Here is a 19,961-nt window from a genome sequence, read left to right on the forward strand (position 1 = left end):
ATCAACGTGCCAGCAGCGCGCGGGCCAGTTCCAGATCGCTCTGCTGCTGTGCGGCGGCGCTCTGCTCACGCAGGTGGACCAGTGCGGCCTGCAGGCGGGCGCCACGAATCTCGCCATCGCTGGCGACGAATGCAGCCGCATCGTCGCGTGCAGCCAGCACCACCTTGTCATCACCCGAGCTGCTGCCCGAGGAACCGGAGGACGCACCCGTGGCCGAACCGGCCGACGTACCGGCGAAGCTGGAAGCGAAGCCGGCCAGCGGCAGGGACAGCAGGGCGAGCAGCAGAAGCGGACGGGTCATCGGTTCGAAGCCGGTTGTGAGGAAGCGTGGAGCGTAACGGGTGCGTGAAGGATTTGTCCGGCTCAAACGTCGAACAGCTTGCCGGGATTCAGCCGCGCTTGGGGATCGAACGCCCGTTTGACCGCCTTCATCAGCGCGATCTCGGCCGGGCCGCGGGTGCTGTCCAGGTAGCCCTTCTTGACCAGGCCGATGCCATGCTCGGCCGAGATGCTGCCGTCGAAGCGCGCAAGCACCTGCGCCAGCAGCTTGGTGACATGCTCGCACTGCGCCAGAAATTCGGCGTCGCTGGTGTCATCGGGCTTGAGCACGTTGATGTGCAGGTTGCCGTCACCGATATGGCCGAACCACACCACGTCGAAGTGCGGGTATGCCTGCCCGATCAATGCCTGGGTTTCAGCCAGGAACGCCGGCATCGACGAGATCCGCACCGAGACATCATTCTTGTAGGGCTTGTAGCGCGCCAGCGACTCGGTGATGCCTTCGCGCAGGCGCCACAGCTGGGCGGCCTGGGCGTCGCTGGCGCTGATCACCCCATCGCTGACCCAGCCGTTGCCCATGCAGTCCTCGAAGGCCGCCATCGCCGCCGCTTCCTGAGCGTCGTCGCCGGCGGCGAACTCGGTGACCACGTAGTACGGATGCACCTCGTCGAACGGCGCCTGCGCACCGTGCGCCAGCACGTGCTCCAACGCCCGGTCGGTGAAGAACTCGAAGGCCTGCAGCTGCAGGCGCGCGCGGAACGCAGCAAACACCTGCATCAGCACTTCGAAACTGGGCAGTGCCAGCAGCATCACGTTGCTGGCCGGCGGCGGGTCGGTCAGCTTCACCGTGGCTTCGACGATCACGCCCAGCGTGCCCTCCGAGCCGATCAGCAGCTGGCGGAAGTCATAGCCGCTGGAGTTCTTGATCAGGCCCTTGTTGAGCTCCAGCAACTCGCCGCTGGCGGTGACCACCTTCAGCCCGGCGATCCATTCGCGGGTATTGCCGTAGCGGATCACACGGATGCCGCCGGCATTGGTGGCGATGTTGCCGCCGATCGTGCAGGACCCGCGCGCGGCGAAATCCACCGGGTAGATCAGGCCGTGGTCCAGCGCGGCATTGTGCACAGCTTCCAGTGGCATGCCGGCCTGCACCACCAGGGTGCGATCGACCGCGTCGTAGGCCAGCGCCTTGTTCATCCGTTCCAGGCTGAGCACCAGCTCACCGTTGGCCGCCACCGCGCCCCCGGAGAGGCCGGTGCGGCCGCCGGACGGCACCACGGCCACGCCCTCGCCTGCACTCCAGCGCATCACCGCCTGCACCTCCTCGACCGTGGCCGGCAGTGCGATCGCCAGCGGCGCCGGCGTCCAGCGCCGGGTCCAGTCGCGCCCGTAATGCTCCAGGTCGGCCGGGTCGGTCTTCAGCTTCAGGCCGGGACAGGCCTGCTGCAGCGAGGCAATGCGGGAATCAGTCATGACGGTCCAGCGCGGTGCGTGAAGAACGGGCAAGCGTGCCAGCGGCGCGCGCCAGCGTCCAGCCCCGCAGCTGCGCCGATAGCTACGGATGCAACCAATTGCGCACTGCACCATGGGGGCTTCGATCTGGCATAGTGGTCAGCCCCTGTCCCACTGGCCGTGTTGCCCCATGTCGCCGAAGAAGACCTCGTTCCCGAAGCAGGATATCCGCGTGCTGTTGCTGGAGGGGGTCAGCCAGACCGCCGTGGAAGTGTTCAGCGCCGCCGGCTACAGCCAGATCGAAGCGCACACCAAGGCGCTGCCCGAGGACGAACTGAAGGCGCGCATCGCCGAGGCACATATTGTCGGCATCCGTTCGCGTACCCAGCTCAGCGCCGAGGTGCTGGCCGAGGCCAAGCGCCTGATCGCGGTGGGTTGTTTCTGCATCGGCACCAACCAGGTGGACCTGGACGCGGCCGAGCTGGCCGGTATCCCGGTGTTCAACGCGCCCTACTCCAATACCCGCAGCGTGGCCGAGCTGGTGATCGCCGAGGCGATCATGCTGACCCGCGGCATTCCGCAGAAGAACGCCGAATGCCATCGCGGCGGCTGGTCGAAGTCGGCCAGCGGCAGCCATGAAGTGCGCGGCAAGACGCTGGGCATCATTGGTTACGGCCACATCGGCACCCAGGTCGGCGTGCTGGCCGAATCGCTGGGCATGCAGGTGATCTTCCACGACGTGGAAACCAAGCTGGCGCTGGGTAATGCCCGTGCTGCCGCCAGCCTGGACGACCTGCTGGCGCGCGCCGACATCGTCACCCTGCACGTGCCGGAAACCCCGTCCACGCAGTGGATGATCGGCAGCACGGAGCTGGCGAAGATGCGCAAGGGCGCGCGCCTGATCAACGCCGCGCGCGGCACCGTGGTCGACATCGATGCACTGGATGCCGCACTGGCCAGCGGTCACGTCGGCGGCGCTGCACTGGACGTGTTCCCGGTCGAGCCGAAGGGCAACGGCGATATCTTCGAATCGCCGCTGACCCGCCATGACAACGTGATCCTGACCCCGCACGTGGGCGGGAGCACCCTGGAAGCGCAGGACAACATCGGCGTGGAAGTAGCGGCCAAGCTGGTGCGCTACAGCGACAACGGCAGCACCCTGTCGGCGGTCAACTTCCCCGAAGTGACCCTGCCCGAACACGAAGACAGCCTGCGCCTGCTGCACATCCACCAGAACGTGCCGGGCGTGCTGTCCAGGGTCAACGAGATCTTCTCGCGCAACAACGTCAACATCGACGGCCAGTTCCTGCGCACCGACCCGAAGGTGGGCTACGTGGTGATCGACATCACCGCCAGCGAGGCACAGGCCGCTGCCGTGCGCGACGAGCTGGCCGCGATTCCAGGGACGTTGCGTACGCGCATTCTGTATTGACGCGCGTCCCGCCTTGCACTTGTAGAGCCGAGCCCATGCTCGGCTGCGGTTCCGGCCCGCATCGAGCCGAGCATCGGCTCGGCTCTACAGGTTGCTAGCGCGCCAACCACCGGCGCGCCATGCGCTGCATCGACTCATCCGATTCCGGATCGGCGGCGACTTCGGTCACCGGCCGCCACGCCAGCTCCAGCGACTCCTCGCTGAGCACGAAGGCCTCGCCACCCAGCGCCCGGATCACGAAACGCACGTCGTAGTGCCAGTGTCCCGGCACGTCCTTGCGCTCCGGAATCCAATGCTTGTCCAGATCGAAGATGGCCGGGTCTTCCAACACCAGGCCGCTCAGTCCCGACTCCTCCTCGGCTTCCTTCAGCGCCACCTGGGCCAGGTCATGGTCGCCGTCGGCGTGGCCGCCCAGCTGCAGCCAGCGCTGCAGCTTGCGGTGATGGGTCAGCAGCAGGCGCTGGCCATCGGCACTGACCAGCCAGCAGCTGGCGGTGAAGTGGCCGGCCAGGCGCTCGCGGCGGAACGGATCTTCCGCATCGTCCAACAATGTGCCGAATTCGGCAGCCAGTGCGTCGTGGGCAGGCTGGCGGCGGGCATAGTCCCGCAGCAGGCCACGCAGGCGATCGTCAAGCACGGCAAGGGTTTCGGCGGTCTGGCTCATGAATGGGCGGCGCTTGGAAAAATACTGCTCATTATCGCCGTTCATTGTTGCGATTGCGCTTGTGCGTTGGCTTCAGCTTTGGCTAAGGTACAGCGGGCCGTTCGCGCGGCCTTCACCATTCCAGGGTTGCCGGCAACGTATCGGCGGCCCACCCCATCCGATCACTAGGAAGTACTGCATGCTGAAAGCTCTGTTGAGGGTCAAGCCGGTTGAACCGGCCGGGCACGTCGATGCCGGCGAACCCATCGAAGGCAGCCTGGACGGCGAAGCCACGTTGAAACGGACCCTCACGGCTAAACACCTCATCCTGCTTGGCGTGGGTGCGGTGATCGGCGCAGGTATCTTCGTGCTGACCGGCCAGGCCGCGGCCAACCACGCCGGCCCGGCCGTCATGCTGTCGTTCGTGATCGCCGGTTTCGCCTGCGCCCTGGCGGGCCTGTGCTACGCCGAGTTCGCGGCGATGATGCCGGTCTCCGGCAGCGCCTACTCCTACTCCTACGCCACTCTCGGCGAAGGCATGGCCTGGTTCATCGGCTGGTGCCTGGTGCTGGAATACCTGTTCGCTTCGGCCTCGGTCGCGGTGGGCTGGTCGGCCTACCTGATCAGCTTCATCACCACCACGCTGCACATGCCGTTCCCGGATGCACTCAGTGCCGCGCCCATCGCCTGGACAGGCAGCGAGTTCATCGCCTCCGGCAAGCTGTTCAACCTGCCAGCGGTGCTGATCGTGGCGGCGGTGTCCGGCCTGCTGTACGTGGGCGTGACCCAGTCGGCCTTCGTCAACGCGATCATCGTGGCGATCAAGGTCACCGTCATCTGCCTGTTCATCGGCATCGGCGCGGCCCACATCGACCCGGCCAACTGGCAGCCGTTCATCCCGGAAAACACCGGCGTGCCGGGTGAGTTCGGCTGGAGCGGCGTGTTCCGCGCGGCCACCATCGTGTTCTTCGCCTACATCGGCTTCGATGCGGTCTCCACCGCCGCCGGTGAAACCAAGGATCCGCAGCGCAACATGCCGATCGGCCTGCTCGGCTCGCTGGCCGTGTGCACCCTCGTCTACATCATCGTCTGTGCGGTGCTGACCGGCATGATGCCGTACCACCTGCTGGGCACCGACAAGCCGGTGGCCACCGCGCTGGAGCCCTACCCGACCCTGTCCTGGCTGAAGACGTTCGTTGAGATCGGCGCCATCGCCGGCCTGTCCTCGGTGGTGCTGGTGATGATGATGGGCCAGACCCGCATCGCCTACACCATCTCCCGCGACGGCCTGCTGCCGAAGTTCTTCGGCAAGGTCCACGCCCGTTTCCGCACCCCGTACGTCGCCACCATCGTGGTCGGCGTGATCGCCGCCGCACTGGCTGGCCTGGTGCCGCTGAACGTGCTGGGTGAACTGGTGTCGATGGGGACCCTGCTTGCCTTCGCCACGGTCTGCATCGGCGTGCTCGTGCTGCGCTATTCCAAGCCGGAGATCCATCGCCCGTTCCGCGTGCCGATGGTGTGGATCATCTGCCCGCTGGGCGCGGCCACCTGCCTGTTCCTGTTCTGGCAGGCGTTCGTGGTGCACTGGCACCTGTTCGTGGGCTGGACGCTGCTCGGCCTGCTGATCTACCTGGGCTACGGCATCCGCAACAGCAAGCTGGCCAAATCGCCCTGATCCGCCTACGGGCCGGCCTCGCGCCGGCCCGTCCGTTTTCCCCGCGCGCCGGTCATGGCGCGCTTCGACAAGACCACCACACATGTTCAAGCAACTGTGGGCCACCAAGCACCCGCATGCCGCCCATGAAGACGCCAACGGCCTGAGCCTGCGCCGCCACCTCGGCCCCTGGGGCCTGACCGCCCTGGGTATCGGCGCGGTGATCGGCGGCGGCATCTTCGTCATCACCGGCCAGGCCGCCGCCAACCACGCCGGCCCGGCCATCATGCTGTCCTTCGTGCTGGCCGCCATCTGCTGCGCTTTCTGCGCGCTGGCCTATGCCGAGTTCGCCTCGATGGTGCCGGTCTCCGGCAGCGCCTACACCTACACCTACGCCACCTTCGGCGAGCTCTCGGCCTGGTTCATCGGCTGGATGCTGGTGCTCGAATACGGCGTCTCCGCCTCGGCGGTCGCGGTCAGCTGGACCGGCTATTTCCTCAGCCTGCTCAGCCAGTTCGACATCCATCTACCGGCGGCGCTGGTCAGTGCCCCGCTCGACGCACAGCTGCGCCCGACCGGCGCGATCGCCAACCTGCCGGCCGCCGCACTGGTGCTGCTGCTGACCTGGCTGTGCTACGTCGGCATCAGCAAGTCATCGGCGATGAACATGGCAATGGTCGTGCTCAAGACCGGCCTCATCCTGCTGGTCATCGTGGTCGGCTGGAAGTACGTGGACACCAGCAACTGGACGCCGTTCATCCCCGCCAACGAAGGCCCCGGCAAGTACGGCATGGAAGGCGTGCTGCGTGGCGCGGCGATGGTGTTCTTCGCCTACATCGGCTTCGAAGCGGTATCGGTGGCGGCGCAGGAATCGAAGAACCCGCAGCGTGACATGCCGTTCGGCATGATGCTGTCGCTGGTGATCTGCACCGTGCTCTACATCGCGATGGCCGCGGTGATGACCGGCCTGGTGCCGTTCCAGCTGCTGGGCACCGATGAGCCGGTGGTGACTGCCGTGGCCGCGCATCCGCAGCTGGGCTGGCTGCGCTGGGTGGTCGAGGTCGGCGCGCTGGTCGGCCTGTCCTCGGTGGTGCTGGTGATGATCATCGGCCAGCCGCGCATCTTCATGATCATGGGCCGCGACGGCCTGCTGCCGCCGGTGTTCACCAAGATCCATCCGAAGTACCGCACCCCGCACATCAACACCGTGATCACCGGCATCGGCATCGCGCTGCTGGCGGCGCTGTTCCCGCTGGACATCCTCGGTGAGCTGACCTCGATGGGTACACTGATCGCGTTCGCCGCCGTGTGTGCCGGCGTGCTGATCCTGCGCCGCACCCAGCCGGACCTGCCGCGCCCGTTCCGCATGCCGATGGCCTGGCTGATCTGCAGCCTGGGCGTGCTGAGCTGCCTGGCGCTGCTGTCGGCGATGACGATGCACAACTGGATGCTGATGGGCGTGTGGACGTTCGTCGGTTTCGTGATCTATTTCTGCTACGGGTTCAGGCACAGCCGCCTGCGGGGTAAGTAAGGTTTTCTGAATTGCAGGGCCTGCGGCCCTGCACCCGCCTTTTAAGCCGGAGCAACGGCAACGGCAACAGCTGGGTTGAGGGTTTGGCGGGGCGGGTTGGGTTCGCGGGGGACGCCGTTAACCCGTCCCTGGGGGCTTGGCCGCGGCATCCATGCCGCGGACACCCCCGCGAACCCAACCCGCCCCACCTCCGACAGTCTGCTGGCACGTCCAGTAGATCCACGCCATGCGCGGATGAAACGTTCTCATGAACGAATGTTCCTGAATGAATGTTTCTGTAGAGCGGAGCCATGCTCCGCTCCGAGCAAGCGCAGCGAAGCGACCCGCTTTCCGCTTTTCCTTCTTCCTCCGTGGCCGGCCGCACGCCGGAACCTGTCAGGGGCGGGGCGGGTGGGCCGTGCAGGGGCGTTGGCGCCATGGATGGCGCCATCGAGCTTACAGGGACGTACTTGCAGCGTCCCCTGCACGGCCCACCCGCCCCGCCACCTCCATGAACCGCTTTCCGTGACCAACCAACCACCTCTCAGCCACGAGGGGCTCAGCCGTTGGCCGAATCCAGTAAAATCGCCGGCATGAACGCCCCCACCTTCCCGTACGACACCACGCGCCTGAGCGAACTGGCCCAGCTGCTGATCGACAACGTCCGCGAACTGGCCCACGCCGGCTGGACCCCGGCCACCAGCAGCAACTTCTCCCACCGCCTGGACGACCGCCACGCCGCGATCACCGTCTCGGGCAAGGACAAGGGCCGCCTGATCGAGGACGACATCATGGTGGTGGACTTCGACGGCCAGGCCGTCGGCCGCCCGCTGCGCCCGTCCGCCGAAACCCTGCTGCACACCCAGCTGTACCGCCGCTTCCCCGAAGTGGGTTGCGTGCTGCACACCCATTCGCCGGTGCAGACCATCGCCTCGCGCCTGTACGCGCCGCAGGGCCATATCCGCCTGGAAGGCTACGAGCTGCTGAAGGCCTTCGCCGGCAACAGCACCCACGAGATGGCCATCGACGTACCGGTGTTCGCCAACACCCAGGACATGAACGTGCTTTCAAAGCAGGTCGATGACCTGCTCGACCAGAAGAACCTGTGGGGCTACCTGATCGATGGCCACGGCCTGTATGCCTGGGGTCGCGACATGGCCGAGGCGCGTCGCCACCTGGAAGCGTTCGAGTTCCTGTTCCACTGCGAGCTCGAGCTGCGCAAGCTGCGCGGCTGAACCGGCGCGCAGGTGCAGATGCCGATCCGGAATCTGCGCCTCGCCCCCACCCTGCTACCCTGTCTTCCCCCGAGACGTTCAAGCTGCCGCCATGAGCCGACTGCGCATCTACGACGACACCCGCCCCGAATCGCCGCTGCTGGACACCCAGGACGGCGCGCTCATCGCTGCCGAACTGCAGAAGATCGGCGTCACCTTCGAACGCTGGCAGGCCACCGCACCGGTCGCGCCCGGTGCCAGCCAGGAGGAAGTGTTCGCGGCGTACCGCGCCGACATCGACCGCCTGGTCGCCGAGAACGGCTTCAAGAGCGTGGACGTGGCCTCGATCGCCCCGGACAACCCGAACCGCGCCGAGCTGCGCAAGAAGTTCCTCGACGAGCACTTCCACAAGGAAGACGAGGTGCGCTTCTTCGTCGCCGGGTCCGGCCTGTTCACCCTGCACGTGGAAGACAAGGTCTACGAGATCGAGTGCGTGAAGGACGACCTGATCGCCGTGCCCGATGGCACCACCCACTGGTTCGACATGGGTGAGGAGCCGAGCTTCGTGGCGATCCGCTTCTTCACCGAGCCGGATGGCTGGGTCGGTCACTTCACCGGTACCGACATCGCGCAGAAATTCCCCCGTTACGTACCTACCCAGGCGTCCTGATCCATGCAGCCCCGCGTCATCCTGACCGACATCGAAGGCACCACCAGCAGCATCTCGTTCGTCAAGAACGTGCTGTTCCCCTATGCCCGCAAGGCCTTGCCGGCGTTCGTCGCTGAACATGGCCAGCAGCCGGAGGTCCGCCGCTGGCTGGATGCGGTGGCTACCGAGATCGGCGGTGCCTGCCAGGACAGCCTGGTGGCCGAGACGCTGCAGGGCTGGATCGACCAGGACCGCAAGCACACCGCACTGAAGGCGCTGCAGGGCCTGATCTGGGACGAGGGCTACCGTCGCGGCGATTACACCGCGCACTTCTACCCGGAAGTGGCGCCGGTGCTGAAGGGCTGGCACGCCTCCGGCCTGCCGCTGTACGTGTACTCCTCCGGTTCGGTGCCGGCGCAGAAGCTGTTCTTCGGCTTCAGCGATGCGGGTGACCTCAGCCCGCTGGTGTCGGGCTGGTTCGATACCGAGATCGGCGGCAAGCGTGAGGCCGACAGCTATCGCCGCATCGTGCAGGCCATTGGCGTGCAGGCCGGCGAGATCCTGTTCCTGTCCGATGTGGTGGAAGAACTGGATGCCGCTCGCGAAGCTGGACTGCAGACCCGCCTGATCGACCGCTTGGACGATTACCCGCTGCCGCGTACCGGCCAAACCGCCAACGGCCACGAGCGGGTCGAGAATTTCCAGCAGATCCAGCTGTAAGGGTGTGCGGACCTACGGTCCGCACCCACCTCAACGGACCACACCCACGCCGGGCATGGCCCGGCGCTACCGTGGTCCATGAATGGTAGCGCCGGGCCATGCCCGGCGGATGCCCTCAACGATCGTTGAGGGTTTTCACCTTCAGCGCTTCGCGCAGCGTCGTCAGATCCACCGGGCCGCGCACCGCAATGTCGCGGGTTTCGCCCGGCAGCAGGTCCAGCAGGTTGTCTTCGACCTGCACATCCAACGCACCGAAATCAATCCACGCCGCGCGCACGTACGCCGCGCTTTCCAGCCGTAGTCGATAGTGGCCGCCTTCGATGGACAAGGTGGCCTTGAGCTTCTGCCGCGGCAACACCTGGTCCTTGGCTTCGACGAATCCGACCACCTGCCGCGCGCTCACCGCCCCATTCTGCAGCAGCTCGAACACGGCCACCGTGCGCTTCGGGTCGGCACCGGCCAGCAGCTCCGCGTCGCGGAAATCACCGATCGAGGTGACGCCTGACGCCGTCAACGTCACCGCGTCCTCGCGTCGACGCAGCACCTTGCCGTCCATGTCCATCACCCGCAGCCGCCAACGCGCATCCTGCGCGGCGCCATCATTGATCAGGCGCACCCGCGTGCTGCCCTCGTCACGCAGCGCCGCCACCGTCACCGGCGCGAAGAAGCGCCGCGCGGCGAAATGCAGTGCCTTCCAGCGGCCAAAATAGTCCACGCTGGACCAGGAAGCGCCCGGCCAGACGTCGTTGAGCTGCCAGTACAGCGAGCCCATCGTGTACGGCCGCGAGGCGCGGTGATGCAATGCCGCCAGCGCGATGCCATCGGCCTGCATCACTTGGCTCAGGTAGACGAAGTCCTCGAAGTCCTTCGGCGTGCCGTAACCCAGTTCGATGTAGTGCAGCAGGCGGCTGTTGCCCTCGCCCGCCATGAACTTCTGGTGCGCGCGAATCACCGGGCTGTCGATGCGCTGCTCGGCGCGGGTGGCGATCTGGTCCACCGTCGCCACCGACGGCCACGCCTGCAGCCCGTACTCGGACATGAAGCGCGGCGTCTCGCGCAGGTAGGCCTGCACCGGCAGCGCCGGATTGCCCCAGACCTGCCAGTAGTGCTTGTCGCCACGGTTGGAATCGTTGGCTTTCTCATCCAGGTCGTTGCTGGGCGAGCTGGACCAGTACGGCACGCCCAACCCCTCCTCACCTACTACCTGGCGCAGGTCATTGCCGAACAGGTCGACATAGCCCTGCCACACCTTCGCTGCAAACGCCGGGTCGGCCGCCTTCAGATCGCGACCATGGCCCCAGTCCTTCCAGGCGGTCTCTTCCTCGTTGTTGCCACACCACAGCACGATGCTGGGGTGATGGCGCAGGCGGCGCACGTTGTCGCGCGCCTCGGCCACCACGCTGGCGCGGAACGCCGGATCGTAACCGGGCTGCATGCCACCGCCGAACATGAAATCCTGCCAGACCAGCAGGCCCAGCTCATCGGCGATGTCGAAGAACGCGTCGTCCTCGTAGTAGCCGCCGCCCCAGTTGCGCAGCATGTTCATGTTGGCGTCGCGCGCGGCGGTCAGCACCTGGCGCAATCGCGTGGCATCGACGCGTGCGGGGAAGGCGTCGAAAGGAATGACGTTGGCGCCCTTGGCAAAGATCTCCACACCGTTGATGACGAAGGCGAAGCCCTGCCCACCCTTGCCGTCTTCCTCGCGGCGAAGTTCAACCGTGCGCAGGCCGATGCGCTGCTCGCGCGCCCGCGTTGCATCGGCGCCATCATCCAGGCGGGCCTGCACGGTGTAGCGGTCCTGTGCACCGTGGCCGACCGGCCACCAGCGCTGCGGCTTGACCAGTTCGACCGGTACTTCGACGGCGTTCTGGCCGGGCTTCAGCAGCACCGTGCGCTTCACCCGGGCCACGCTGCGGCCCTGCGGATCCTGCACATCCACATTCACCACGGCCGAGCCCGCCGCCGCGCCCTGCTCCACCTGCAGCAGCACCGTCAGCTTCGCCTGCTGCGCGCTCAATGCATCAGTGCGCACCGCCAGATCAGCCAATCGATGCGTATCCCAGGCCTGCAGGTCGACACCGCGCCAGACGCCGGCCGTGACATAGCGCGGGCCCCAGTCCCAGCCGAAGTGGTAAGCCGGCTTGCGCGCGAAGTTGCCGACCATCGCGTCCTTCGGCTCGTCGCCATACGGCGAAGGATAGTTGCCGGCGATCTTGTGCGGCATCGCCTGTACGCCCGGAAGCAGCGTGCGGATCGGCGAACGGAACACGATCTGCAGTTCATTGCCGTTCGCGCGCAGGCGCCCATCCACGCGCGCACGCCACGTGCGGTGCGCGTTGTCCGCACGCAGCAGCGGCTTGCCGTTGAGGCTGACTTCGGCATAAGTGTCCAGCCCGTCGAAGCGCAGTTCGGCATTGGGCTTGGCCAGCGTCGCCGCATCCACGTCGAAGCGCGCGCGGTACTCCCAGGCCGCCAAGCCGATCCATTGCAGCTCGGCTTCGGGCGCACCCACGTACGGGTCGCGGATCAGCGCATGCGCCAGCAGGTCGGTGTGCACGCTGCCCGGCACCGTGGCCGCACGCCATTGCTGCAGACCCGGGTGGGCGGCGCCCTGCGCGTCGCCCGGCAACATGCGGAACTCCCACTGTGCCTGCAGAGGCACTGCAGTTGCCGGGAAGGCGGAGGCCGCGATCAGCAGCAGGAGCAGGCGGACAACGAGGGGAAGGCGATGCACGGGATGCTCCTGTTTTTCCGCCGGGCATGGCCCGGCGCTACCAATTCAACACGCCACGGTAGCGCCGGACCACGTCCGGCGAGCGCGCAGCGCGGCAGACCTCAACGCACCACGTTCAACACTTCGTAGCACGCACCCATGGTGTGGTAATCCACCTTGCCGGCCGGGCTCTTCTCGTCGCTGTACTTGCGGTTGTCGGCATCGAGGATGCGGAACCAGGCGCCGTACTGATGGTCGACGAAGTGCTCCCACGCGTACGCCCAGATGCGCTCGTACCACTGCCAGTAGCGGTCATCACCGGTGCGCTTGGCCATCAGTGCGGCGGTGGCCAGCGTTTCGGCCTGCACCCAGAAGTACTTGTCGTCGTCGCAGACGAAGCTGTCGCCACCGATCGGCGCGCCCTCCATGCCCGGCTGCCGGCGCGATTCCGGTGCGAAGCCGTAGTACAGGCCGCCTCGCGCGTCGTCCCAGCTGCGCGCCACGGCCACGTCGAACAGATGCTGCGCGGTCGGCACCAGCCAGTCGGCCTGCACGTGGCGATCGAGGATCAGCAGCAGCTTGGCCCACTCGGTCTGATGCCCCGGCTGGAAGCCCCACGGGCGGAACAGGTGCTTGGGATCGTCCAGGTTGTAGTCCCAGTCAATCTCCCAGTTGGAATCGTAGTGCTCCCAGACCAGGCCGCCAGCCTTGGCGGCCTGGCGGCGGGTCATGTTGTCGGCCAGCTGCAGCGCACGCTCGACGTAACGCGGTTCGCCACTGGCCTCGAACGCCGCCAGCATCGCCTCGCACATGTGCATGTTGGCGTTCTGGCCGCGATAGCCGGTGAAGTTCCACTGGCCGTCGGCCTCGTCCTTGTACAGGCCGTGCTGCGGCTCCCAGAAGCGCGCTTCCAGCAGTTGCCAGGTCTCGTCCATCCAGGCGCGCGCCTGCTCGATGCCGGCCTTCAGCGCACAGCTGTAGGCCAGCAGCACGAACGCCACGCCATAGCAGTGGTTCATGTCGTCCTCGACCTTGCCGTCGCGCAGGGTCCAGGCGTAGCCACCGGTGGCCGGATTGCGATGCACCTCGCGCAGATAGCGCACGCCATGCTCGACTGCGTCGCGGTATTCGGCGTTGCCGAACTCGCGGTATGCCATCGCATAGTTGAAGACGAAACGGGTGCTGCTCACCAGGTGGCGGTGGCTGGCATCGTAGATGCTGCCGTCATCCCGGAAGTAGTGGAAGAAGCCGCCGTTCGGATCGATGCAGCGCGGGTGGTAGAACGCCATCGTGTCGGCGATATGCGCACGCAGGAACGCGGGTGAACGGAAATCGGGCGAGGTGCTCATGCGGTAATGTCCTGGGCCTGCAGCAGCTGCTGCACTTCATCGAGCGAGGGCATCGCGGCGAACGCGCCCTTGCGGGTAACAGCCAGAGCGCCGACCGCGGCACCGAAGCGCAGCGTGGCGGTGATCGCCTCCGGGTCCTGGCAGAACGCTGCAAAGCCTGCACCGGCCCCGCCGCGCTCCAGCAGTCCGACCAGCACGCCACCGACGAAGGCATCGCCGGCGGCCGTGGTATCGACGGTGGCCACACGGAAGCTGGTGACCGTGCCGTGGCCGTCGCGCGTATACCAGTGCAGCGTGGCCGCACCATCGGTAACGATTACCCAGCGCGCCTGCGCGGCCAGCAGGCGCTTCAGCACCACTGCCTCGCCATCGGCACCCAGCGGTGCCGCCAGGTAATCCAACTCCTCGCGCGACAGCTTGACCAGGTCGGCACGTTCCAGCGCCTGCCACAGGCGCGGCGTCGGGTCCTCGTTGGCCGGCCACAGGGCGGGACGCAGGTTGAGGTCCAGGCTGACCACCGCGCCGGCTGCACGCGCACGATCCATGCCGGCGAAGGTCGCTTCGGCGATGGCCGGCTCGGTCAGGCTGTTGGAGCAGACATGGAAGCACTGCGCGCTGTCGAAGCACGCGACCTGGAAGTCGCTGTCACGGAACAGCAGGTCGGCCGCCGGCGGGCGGTAGAAACTGAAGCTGCGCTCGCCGCTGGCATCCAGCGCGACGAAGGCCAGTGCGGTCTTGGCCGCATCGGTGCGCACGATGTAATCCGTGCCGACGCCGTGTTCGACCAGGCTTTCGGCCAGGAAGTCACCGAACATGTCGCGGCCCAGCATGCCGACGAACTGGGTCTTCGCACCAAGGCGCGCTGCCGCCACCGCAACATTGGCCGGCGCACCGCCGGCGTACTGCAGGAACGCGCGCGGGGTGTCGGTCGAAGCCGGCGGCTGCGCCAGTAGATCGATCAAAATTTCGCCGAAGCAAACGATGGAACCCATTCCGGACTCAGCCTCCCTGCGTGCGGACAGCCGGCGGGCGCGAGCCCACAAGACCGTAGAAAATGATATAGACGTAGCAGATCACCGGCAGCACGAAGCTCAGGTGCAAGCCGATGCGGTCGGCCAGCATGCCCTGCAGCAGCGGGATGATCGCGCCGCCGACGATGGCCATGATCAGGAGGCTGGAGGCCTTGTTGGTCAGCGGTCCCAGGCGTTCGATGGCCAGCGAGAAGATGGTCGGGAACATGATGGAGTTGAACAGACCGGTCGCCACGATGCCGTACAGCGCGACTTTGCCGCCCGACGCCAGGGTGACGGCCAGCAGCACCACGTTGGCAGCGGCGAAACCGGCCAGCAGGCGGCGCGGCGAGAATTTGGCCAGCAGCCACGCGCCGGCGAAACGGCCGACCATCGCGCAGCCCCAGTAGGCCGACACGTAGTTCGTGGCCTGTTGTTCGGTCATGCCGCCGATCTCCGGCAGCGCCAGGTAGTTCACCATCAGGCTGCCGATGGACACTTCGGCGCCGACGTAGAAGAAGATGGCCAGCACGCCGAACAGCACGTGCGGGTGCTTGAGGGCATCCAGCAGCGTGTGGTGGCCGCTGTCGGCCTGCTCGGTCGACTCAGTCAGGCTGGGCAGGCGGAACAGGTAGACGAACACCGCCAGCAGCACCAGCGCGATGGCCAAGCCCACGTACGGGCCCTGCACCGACTGCGCCTCGGCGGCACGGTAGGCCATCTGCTCGGCCACCGGCATCGCGTCGATCTCATCGCCGCTCTTCACTGCGGTGCTGAGGATCAGCAAGCCACCAAATAGCGGTGCCAGCGTGGTACCCAGCGAATTGAGCGCCTGCGCCAGGGTCAGACGGCTCGATGCGGTCTGTTCCGGGCCAAGCAGCGCGACGTAAGGATTGGCGGCGACCTGCAGCACGGTGATGCCGCTGGCCAGCACGAACAGCGATGCAAGGAACGCTTCGTAGGTGCGCAGCGCGGCCGACGGCCAGAAGCCCAGCGCGCCCACGCCTGCGATCAGCAGGCCCGCGATGATGCCCCTCTTGTAGCCCAGACGGGCCACCAGCCGACCGGCCGGCACCGACATCAGGAAGTACGCGCCGAAGAAGGTGAACTGCACCAGCATCGCGCGGGTGTAGTTCAGCTCGAACACCGCCTTCAGATGCGGGATCAGCACGTCGTTGAGGCTTGTCAGGAAGCCCCACATGAAGAAGATGGTGGTGGCGACCGCCAGAGCAGCACGGGCATTCATGACCGGTGCCTGGCTGCTGGAGGAACCCGATGGACGGGGCGTTGCGGAGATCGGCATGCGGTACGCGCCTCGATGCGCGGAAGGTCGTTGTTGCGTGGAAGGGGTATGTGGAAGGAATCAGTTCGGCCGTGCGGCACTGCTTTCGCGGATGCGCAACTGCACCGGCGCCACCGTGCGCCGTGGTGGCGCGTCCGGTTCGTCCAATCGTTGCAGCAGCAGCGCGGCAGCTTGCCGACCCCGCTCGCGCGGATCGGCGGTGAGCGTGGTCAGTGGCGGTACCGCGACCGACGCCTCGGAAATATCATCGAAACCGGTAACGGCAAAATCACCGCCCGGACGGATGCCACGTGAATTCAAGCCCAGCATCAGGCCCAGCGCGACGGTGTCGTTGTAGCAGACCGCCGCACTCGGGCGATGGCCGTCGGCAAACAATTCATCGGTACGTGCCGCGGCTTCCAGGCGGTTCGGCGCCGACTCGATCATCCAACCCGGCGGCAGTGACAGGCCCGCTTCGGCCAGCGCCTGCTGGAAACCGGCGCGGCGCTGGTGGCACGAGCTCGATGCAGCATGGCCGCCGAAGAAGGCAATCTGGCGATGGCCGCGCTCGATCAGGTGGCGCGTGGCCAGATAGGCACCGTGCTGGTTGTCCAAGGTCAGGAAGTCCCAGTCGGCGCCGTCCAGTTCACGATTGAACAGCAGCACGTTGGCATTGGCACCCAACGCCTGCCGCAACTGCGCGGTATCGCTGCCCTCGGCCGGCGACAGGATCAAGCCGGCCGGAGTGTGTTCCATCAGCGTGGACAGCACCGCCTGCTGGCGCTCCGGCGATTCACCGGTACTGCCCAGCAGGGTCACGTAGCCGCGCCCGCCCAACGCCTCGTCCACGCCGGAGGCGAATTCGGCGAAGAACGGGTTGGACAGATCGTTGATCACCAGCGCGATGCTTGACGACGTACGACGACGGAGGTTGGCCGCCGCGCGGTTGTAGACATAGCGCTGGCGACGCAGTTCGGCCTCGACCTTGGCGCGGGTATCGACGTTGACCAGTGGGCTGCCACGCAGCACCAGCGACACGGTTGCCCGTGACACGCCGATGGCACGCGCGATGTCGGTCACCGTCACCGCCTTGCCGGCGCGCTTGCTGGGACTGCTGCCGTTGTCGTTCATCGTCTTCCCGGACTCCGCTGGAGGCTCAAGCCTAATGGATCAGGGCCGTGTCGTGCCGTGCCGTTCGCTGGGTGACCGCGAACGGCACAGTCCGGCTCAGCGCAGCTGGCTGCCCGGTGCCGCGCACCAGGACACCGGTAGGTCCTTCACCGCCGTACCCCAGCCCTGCTCCGGCGCCTTCGCGTCGAGCGCGAACTGCAGGCGCGGGCCCTGCTGCAGGCGGTTCCAGTCCAGCCATACCGGTGCATGCGCCTGGCCGTCGACCTGGACGCCCTGCACATACTGCAGGCGGCGGCCATCGGCGCCCGGCGCGTCGACGCGCAGGGTGCGGCCGTTGCCCATGTCCACTTCCACCTTGCTGAAGCGCGGGGTGTGCAGCAGGAACTGGCCGCTGCCCGGCACCGCCGGGTACACGCCGATGGCACTGAACAGGTACCAGGCCGACATCGTGCCGAGGTCGTCATTGCCGGTCACGCCGTTGGGAGCGTTGGTGAACAACTGCTGCGCGGCGCGCACCACGGCGGCGGTCTTCCACGGCTGGCCGATCAGCGTGTACAGCCACGGCGAGTGCAGGTCGGGCTCGTTGTTCGGGTTGTAGCGGAACTGGTTGTAATAGCTGTACGGCCCGACCACCCACTCTTTGCGGGCGGCATTGAGCGGGTCGGCCTGCAGCGCGTCCATCGCGAAGAAGGCATCGAGGCGGCGGCCGGCCTGTTCGCGGCCGTCCATCGCCTCGACCAGGCCCGGCACGTCCTGCTGCGCCAGCCACTGGTACTGCCACGCTGTGCCTTCATGGAAACCGTGATGCGAGCGCGGGCTGTAGTGGCCATCGGCCGGCGTGTACCACTGGCCATCTTCGGTGCGCGGGCGCGGAAAACCGGTGAAGCCGGTCTCGGCGTCACGCACCTGCGGGTCCCACACCTTGCGCCAGTTGCGGCCGCGCTCACGCAGCGTCGCCGCGTCCTGCGCGTGGCCGAGGCCATCGGCCATCTGCGAAAGCGCACAGTCGGCCAGCGCGTATTCCAAGGTGGCCGAACCGCCATGGTGCGGATCGACGTCCATGCCCTTGGACGGGAACGCGCGGTCGTAGACCACGTAGCCCTTGTCCAGATAGGTCGGGTTGCCGGAACGGCCGGCCATGCGCGAGTTCAACGGCGGCGTGCCGAAGGCGTTGCGGCGCAGCGCATCCCAGGCCTGCGATTCACGGCCCTTGAGCGCGCCGAAGCGCCACAGGTCGACCATGAACGGGGTGACCGGGTCGCCGGTCATGATGTTGGTCTCGAAGTTGGCATAGCCCCAGCGCGGCAGCCAACCACCCTGCTCGTCGATCGCCAGCAGGGTACGGCCGATATCGCGTGCCACGTCCGGGCGGGTCAGCGCCAGCCACTGGTTCTGCGCGCGGTAGGTATCCCACAGCGAGAAGTACTCGTAGTAGGTCCAGCCGTCGGCACGGTGGATACCATCGTCATAGCCGCGGTAGCGCCCGTCGGCGTCGTTGCCGGTCATCGGCTGCAGCAGCGCGTGGTAGACCGCGCTGTAGAACACCGCGCGGTCGTCGGCGTTGCCACCCTGCACGCGCACCCGGCCCAGCTGCTCGCGCCAGGATTGCTGGGACAACGCACGCATGCGGTCGAAACCGAGCAGCGCCCCATCCTGCATGCCGTCCGCGCGCAGGTTGATGCGCGCGCCTTCGGCATCCACGTGCGAGATCGCGCTGACCGCCGTCACCGACTGGCCCTTGGCCAGATCAAAGCTGAGCCAGGCCCCATTCGGCTTCTGTTCGCCTTCCATGCTGTGGCGTGCGCCCGGCAGGCCGCCACCCTCGCCCCAAGTGCCATGCGCCTTGAACGGGCGATCGAACTCGATGCGGAACCAGGTGGTGTACTGGTGGCCGCCACAGAAACTCTTGGTGACCAGCTTGCCTTCCACCACGCGGTCGCCGACCACATCGACCACGCTGCCGATCACCGAATGGCGCTCGTTGGCCTGGCCGACATTGACCAGCACGTGGCCATCGCCCTGGCGCTGGCTGAAGGTGTAGCGCTCGGCTGCGGCGCGCGTACGTGCGGTCGATTCTGCGTCGATGCCGCCGTAGCTGGTCAGCCGCACTTTGTAATAGCCGGCCTGGCCGACCTCGCCGTCATGGGTGTACGACGAGGCATACGCCTTGTGGTCAAACTGCTTGGCGTTGCCGGTATCGAAATCGCCGCCCGGGCCGATCGAACCGGTCACCGGCAGCACCGACACCTGGCCGCCCTGCTCCCAGCAACCTGCGCCGGAGATGAAGGAGTGGCCGAAACCGCGGATCTTCTCGTCGTCATAGCGCCAGCCCGAGTAGTGGCTGCCGATCGGGCTGACCTGGATCAGGCCGAACGGTGCCGACGCGCCTGGGAACGTGTTGCCGTCGTCCTTGCTGCCGATGAAGGTGTTGACCTCGCGCTCCAGCGCGGCCGGCGCGGCCGGCGCGGCCTGCAGCAGCATCGGCGACGCCGACAGTGCGAGCAGGCAGGCCAGCCGCGCCAGCGGGCGCGAAGACAATGGGACGGCGGGAGCGGACGGCACTGGACGCATGTCGGGTTCCTGTAGTCGATGACACGGAGGCAGACGGCCGGGGCCGTCCGGCACCGTTCCGCTGAGCTCCGCCACAACTGGCAGAAAGCTCCCCCTGGAATGACGCCCGACCCGTGCGACCGTGAATTTAGATCGATTCAAGTAGAGCATGCTGGTTCAGCCGAATGCATTCTGCGGCGCAGCATGAGAGGGGGGTGTTCGGCAGGGCTGCGCCCTGCACCTGCTACGAGCTGGAGCAACAGCAACAGCAGAAGCTGGTTTCCTGTGGGGAGTCGGGCTGGGTCCGGTTGCGGGGGACGCTGCAAGTACGTCCATGTAAGCTCGGTCGCCGCATCCATGCGGCTCACGCCCC

At 66.8% G+C, this 19,961-nt stretch carries 15 protein-coding genes; 6 read left to right on the forward strand and 9 right to left on the reverse strand.

Features of this window, described 5'->3' with window-relative positions:
* Nucleotide 1: 1 nt before the first annotated feature.
* Together AC5P8D_RS05305 and AC5P8D_RS05310 are read right to left on the reverse strand one after the other, a co-directional pair.
* Nucleotides 2–301, reverse strand: a complete 300-nt coding sequence (locus tag AC5P8D_RS05305) for a DUF2388 domain-containing protein (RefSeq protein ID WP_010482550.1) — start codon at nt 299–301, stop codon at nt 2–4.
* A gap of 62 nt (nt 302–363) precedes the next feature.
* Nucleotides 364–1,752 carry an FAD-binding oxidoreductase gene (locus AC5P8D_RS05310; protein WP_241886052.1) on the reverse strand — a complete coding sequence of 463 codons (1,389 nt, stop codon included), beginning with the start codon at nt 1,750–1,752 and terminating at the stop codon, nt 364–366.
* Between the two features lie 169 nt (nt 1,753–1,921).
* Between AC5P8D_RS05310 and serA the strand changes: the two genes are divergently transcribed.
* The gene (gene serA / locus AC5P8D_RS05315; RefSeq protein WP_495203141.1) at nt 1,922–3,163 is read left to right on the forward strand and encodes a phosphoglycerate dehydrogenase; all 1,242 of its coding nucleotides are present in this window, start codon (nt 1,922–1,924) and stop codon (nt 3,161–3,163) included.
* A gap of 94 nt (nt 3,164–3,257) precedes the next feature.
* On the opposite strand, the gene AC5P8D_RS05320 is transcribed toward serA, so the two are convergent.
* Entirely contained in the window at nt 3,258–3,872 is a 615-nt protein-coding gene (locus tag AC5P8D_RS05320; protein WP_171954996.1) for an NUDIX hydrolase, read from the reverse strand.
* Nucleotides 3,873–4,005: 133 nt separating this feature from the next.
* On the opposite strand from AC5P8D_RS05320, the gene AC5P8D_RS05325 reads away from it, so the two are divergent.
* The 5 genes from AC5P8D_RS05325 to mtnC all read left to right on the forward strand — a co-directional run bounded on the left by AC5P8D_RS05325 (nt 4,006) and on the right by mtnC (nt 9,553).
* Entirely contained in the window at nt 4,006–5,481 is a 1,476-nt protein-coding gene (locus tag AC5P8D_RS05325; RefSeq protein ID WP_010482554.1) for an amino acid permease, read from the forward strand.
* A gap of 82 nt (nt 5,482–5,563) precedes the next feature.
* A complete protein-coding gene (locus AC5P8D_RS05330) occupies nt 5,564–6,991 on the forward strand; it encodes an amino acid permease (protein WP_010482555.1) in 1,428 nt (475 codons plus the stop codon).
* 572 nt (nt 6,992–7,563) lie between these two features.
* A complete protein-coding gene (locus AC5P8D_RS05335) occupies nt 7,564–8,205 on the forward strand; it encodes a methylthioribulose 1-phosphate dehydratase (RefSeq protein WP_109813990.1) in 642 nt (213 codons plus the stop codon).
* A gap of 91 nt (nt 8,206–8,296) precedes the next feature.
* Nucleotides 8,297–8,854, forward strand: coding sequence for a 1,2-dihydroxy-3-keto-5-methylthiopentene dioxygenase (locus AC5P8D_RS05340; protein WP_019336326.1), 558 nt, complete (start codon nt 8,297–8,299; stop codon nt 8,852–8,854).
* 3 nt (nt 8,855–8,857) lie between these two features.
* A complete protein-coding gene (gene mtnC / locus AC5P8D_RS05345) occupies nt 8,858–9,553 on the forward strand; it encodes an acireductone synthase (protein ID WP_010482560.1) in 696 nt (231 codons plus the stop codon).
* Nucleotides 9,554–9,668: 115 nt separating this feature from the next.
* Here mtnC and AC5P8D_RS05350 read toward each other — a convergent pair whose 3' ends face one another.
* From AC5P8D_RS05350 to AC5P8D_RS05375, 6 genes are all read right to left on the reverse strand, one after another.
* Nucleotides 9,669–12,287 (reverse strand): beta-mannosidase, encoded by a 2,619-nt coding sequence (locus AC5P8D_RS05350; protein ID WP_191863918.1) that lies wholly within the window; start codon nt 12,285–12,287, stop codon nt 9,669–9,671.
* A 101-nt stretch (nt 12,288–12,388) separates the two neighbouring features.
* On the reverse strand, nt 12,389–13,615 hold the full coding sequence (locus tag AC5P8D_RS05355; RefSeq protein ID WP_191863917.1) for an AGE family epimerase/isomerase: 1,227 nt from the start codon (nt 13,613–13,615) through the stop codon (nt 12,389–12,391).
* Nucleotides 13,612–14,607: a carbohydrate kinase family protein gene (locus AC5P8D_RS05360; RefSeq protein WP_049453474.1), complete on the reverse strand. Its 996-nt coding sequence runs from the start codon at nt 14,605–14,607 to the stop codon at nt 13,612–13,614. The genes AC5P8D_RS05355 and AC5P8D_RS05360 overlap by 4 nt, the downstream gene beginning before the upstream one ends.
* 7 nt (nt 14,608–14,614) lie before the next feature.
* A complete protein-coding gene (fucP, locus tag AC5P8D_RS05365) occupies nt 14,615–15,871 on the reverse strand; it encodes an L-fucose:H+ symporter permease (RefSeq protein ID WP_380575793.1) in 1,257 nt (418 codons plus the stop codon).
* A gap of 117 nt (nt 15,872–15,988) precedes the next feature.
* Nucleotides 15,989–17,038, reverse strand: a complete 1,050-nt coding sequence (locus AC5P8D_RS05370; RefSeq protein WP_010482566.1) for a LacI family DNA-binding transcriptional regulator — start codon at nt 17,036–17,038, stop codon at nt 15,989–15,991.
* Between the two features lie 96 nt (nt 17,039–17,134).
* Nucleotides 17,135–19,609 (reverse strand): GH92 family glycosyl hydrolase, encoded by a 2,475-nt coding sequence (locus AC5P8D_RS05375; RefSeq protein ID WP_495203142.1) that lies wholly within the window; start codon nt 19,607–19,609, stop codon nt 17,135–17,137.
* Nucleotides 19,610–19,961: the final 352 nt, after the last annotated feature.

It is taken from the genome of Stenotrophomonas sp. YJH_SMC_101-4, assembly GCF_059370395.1.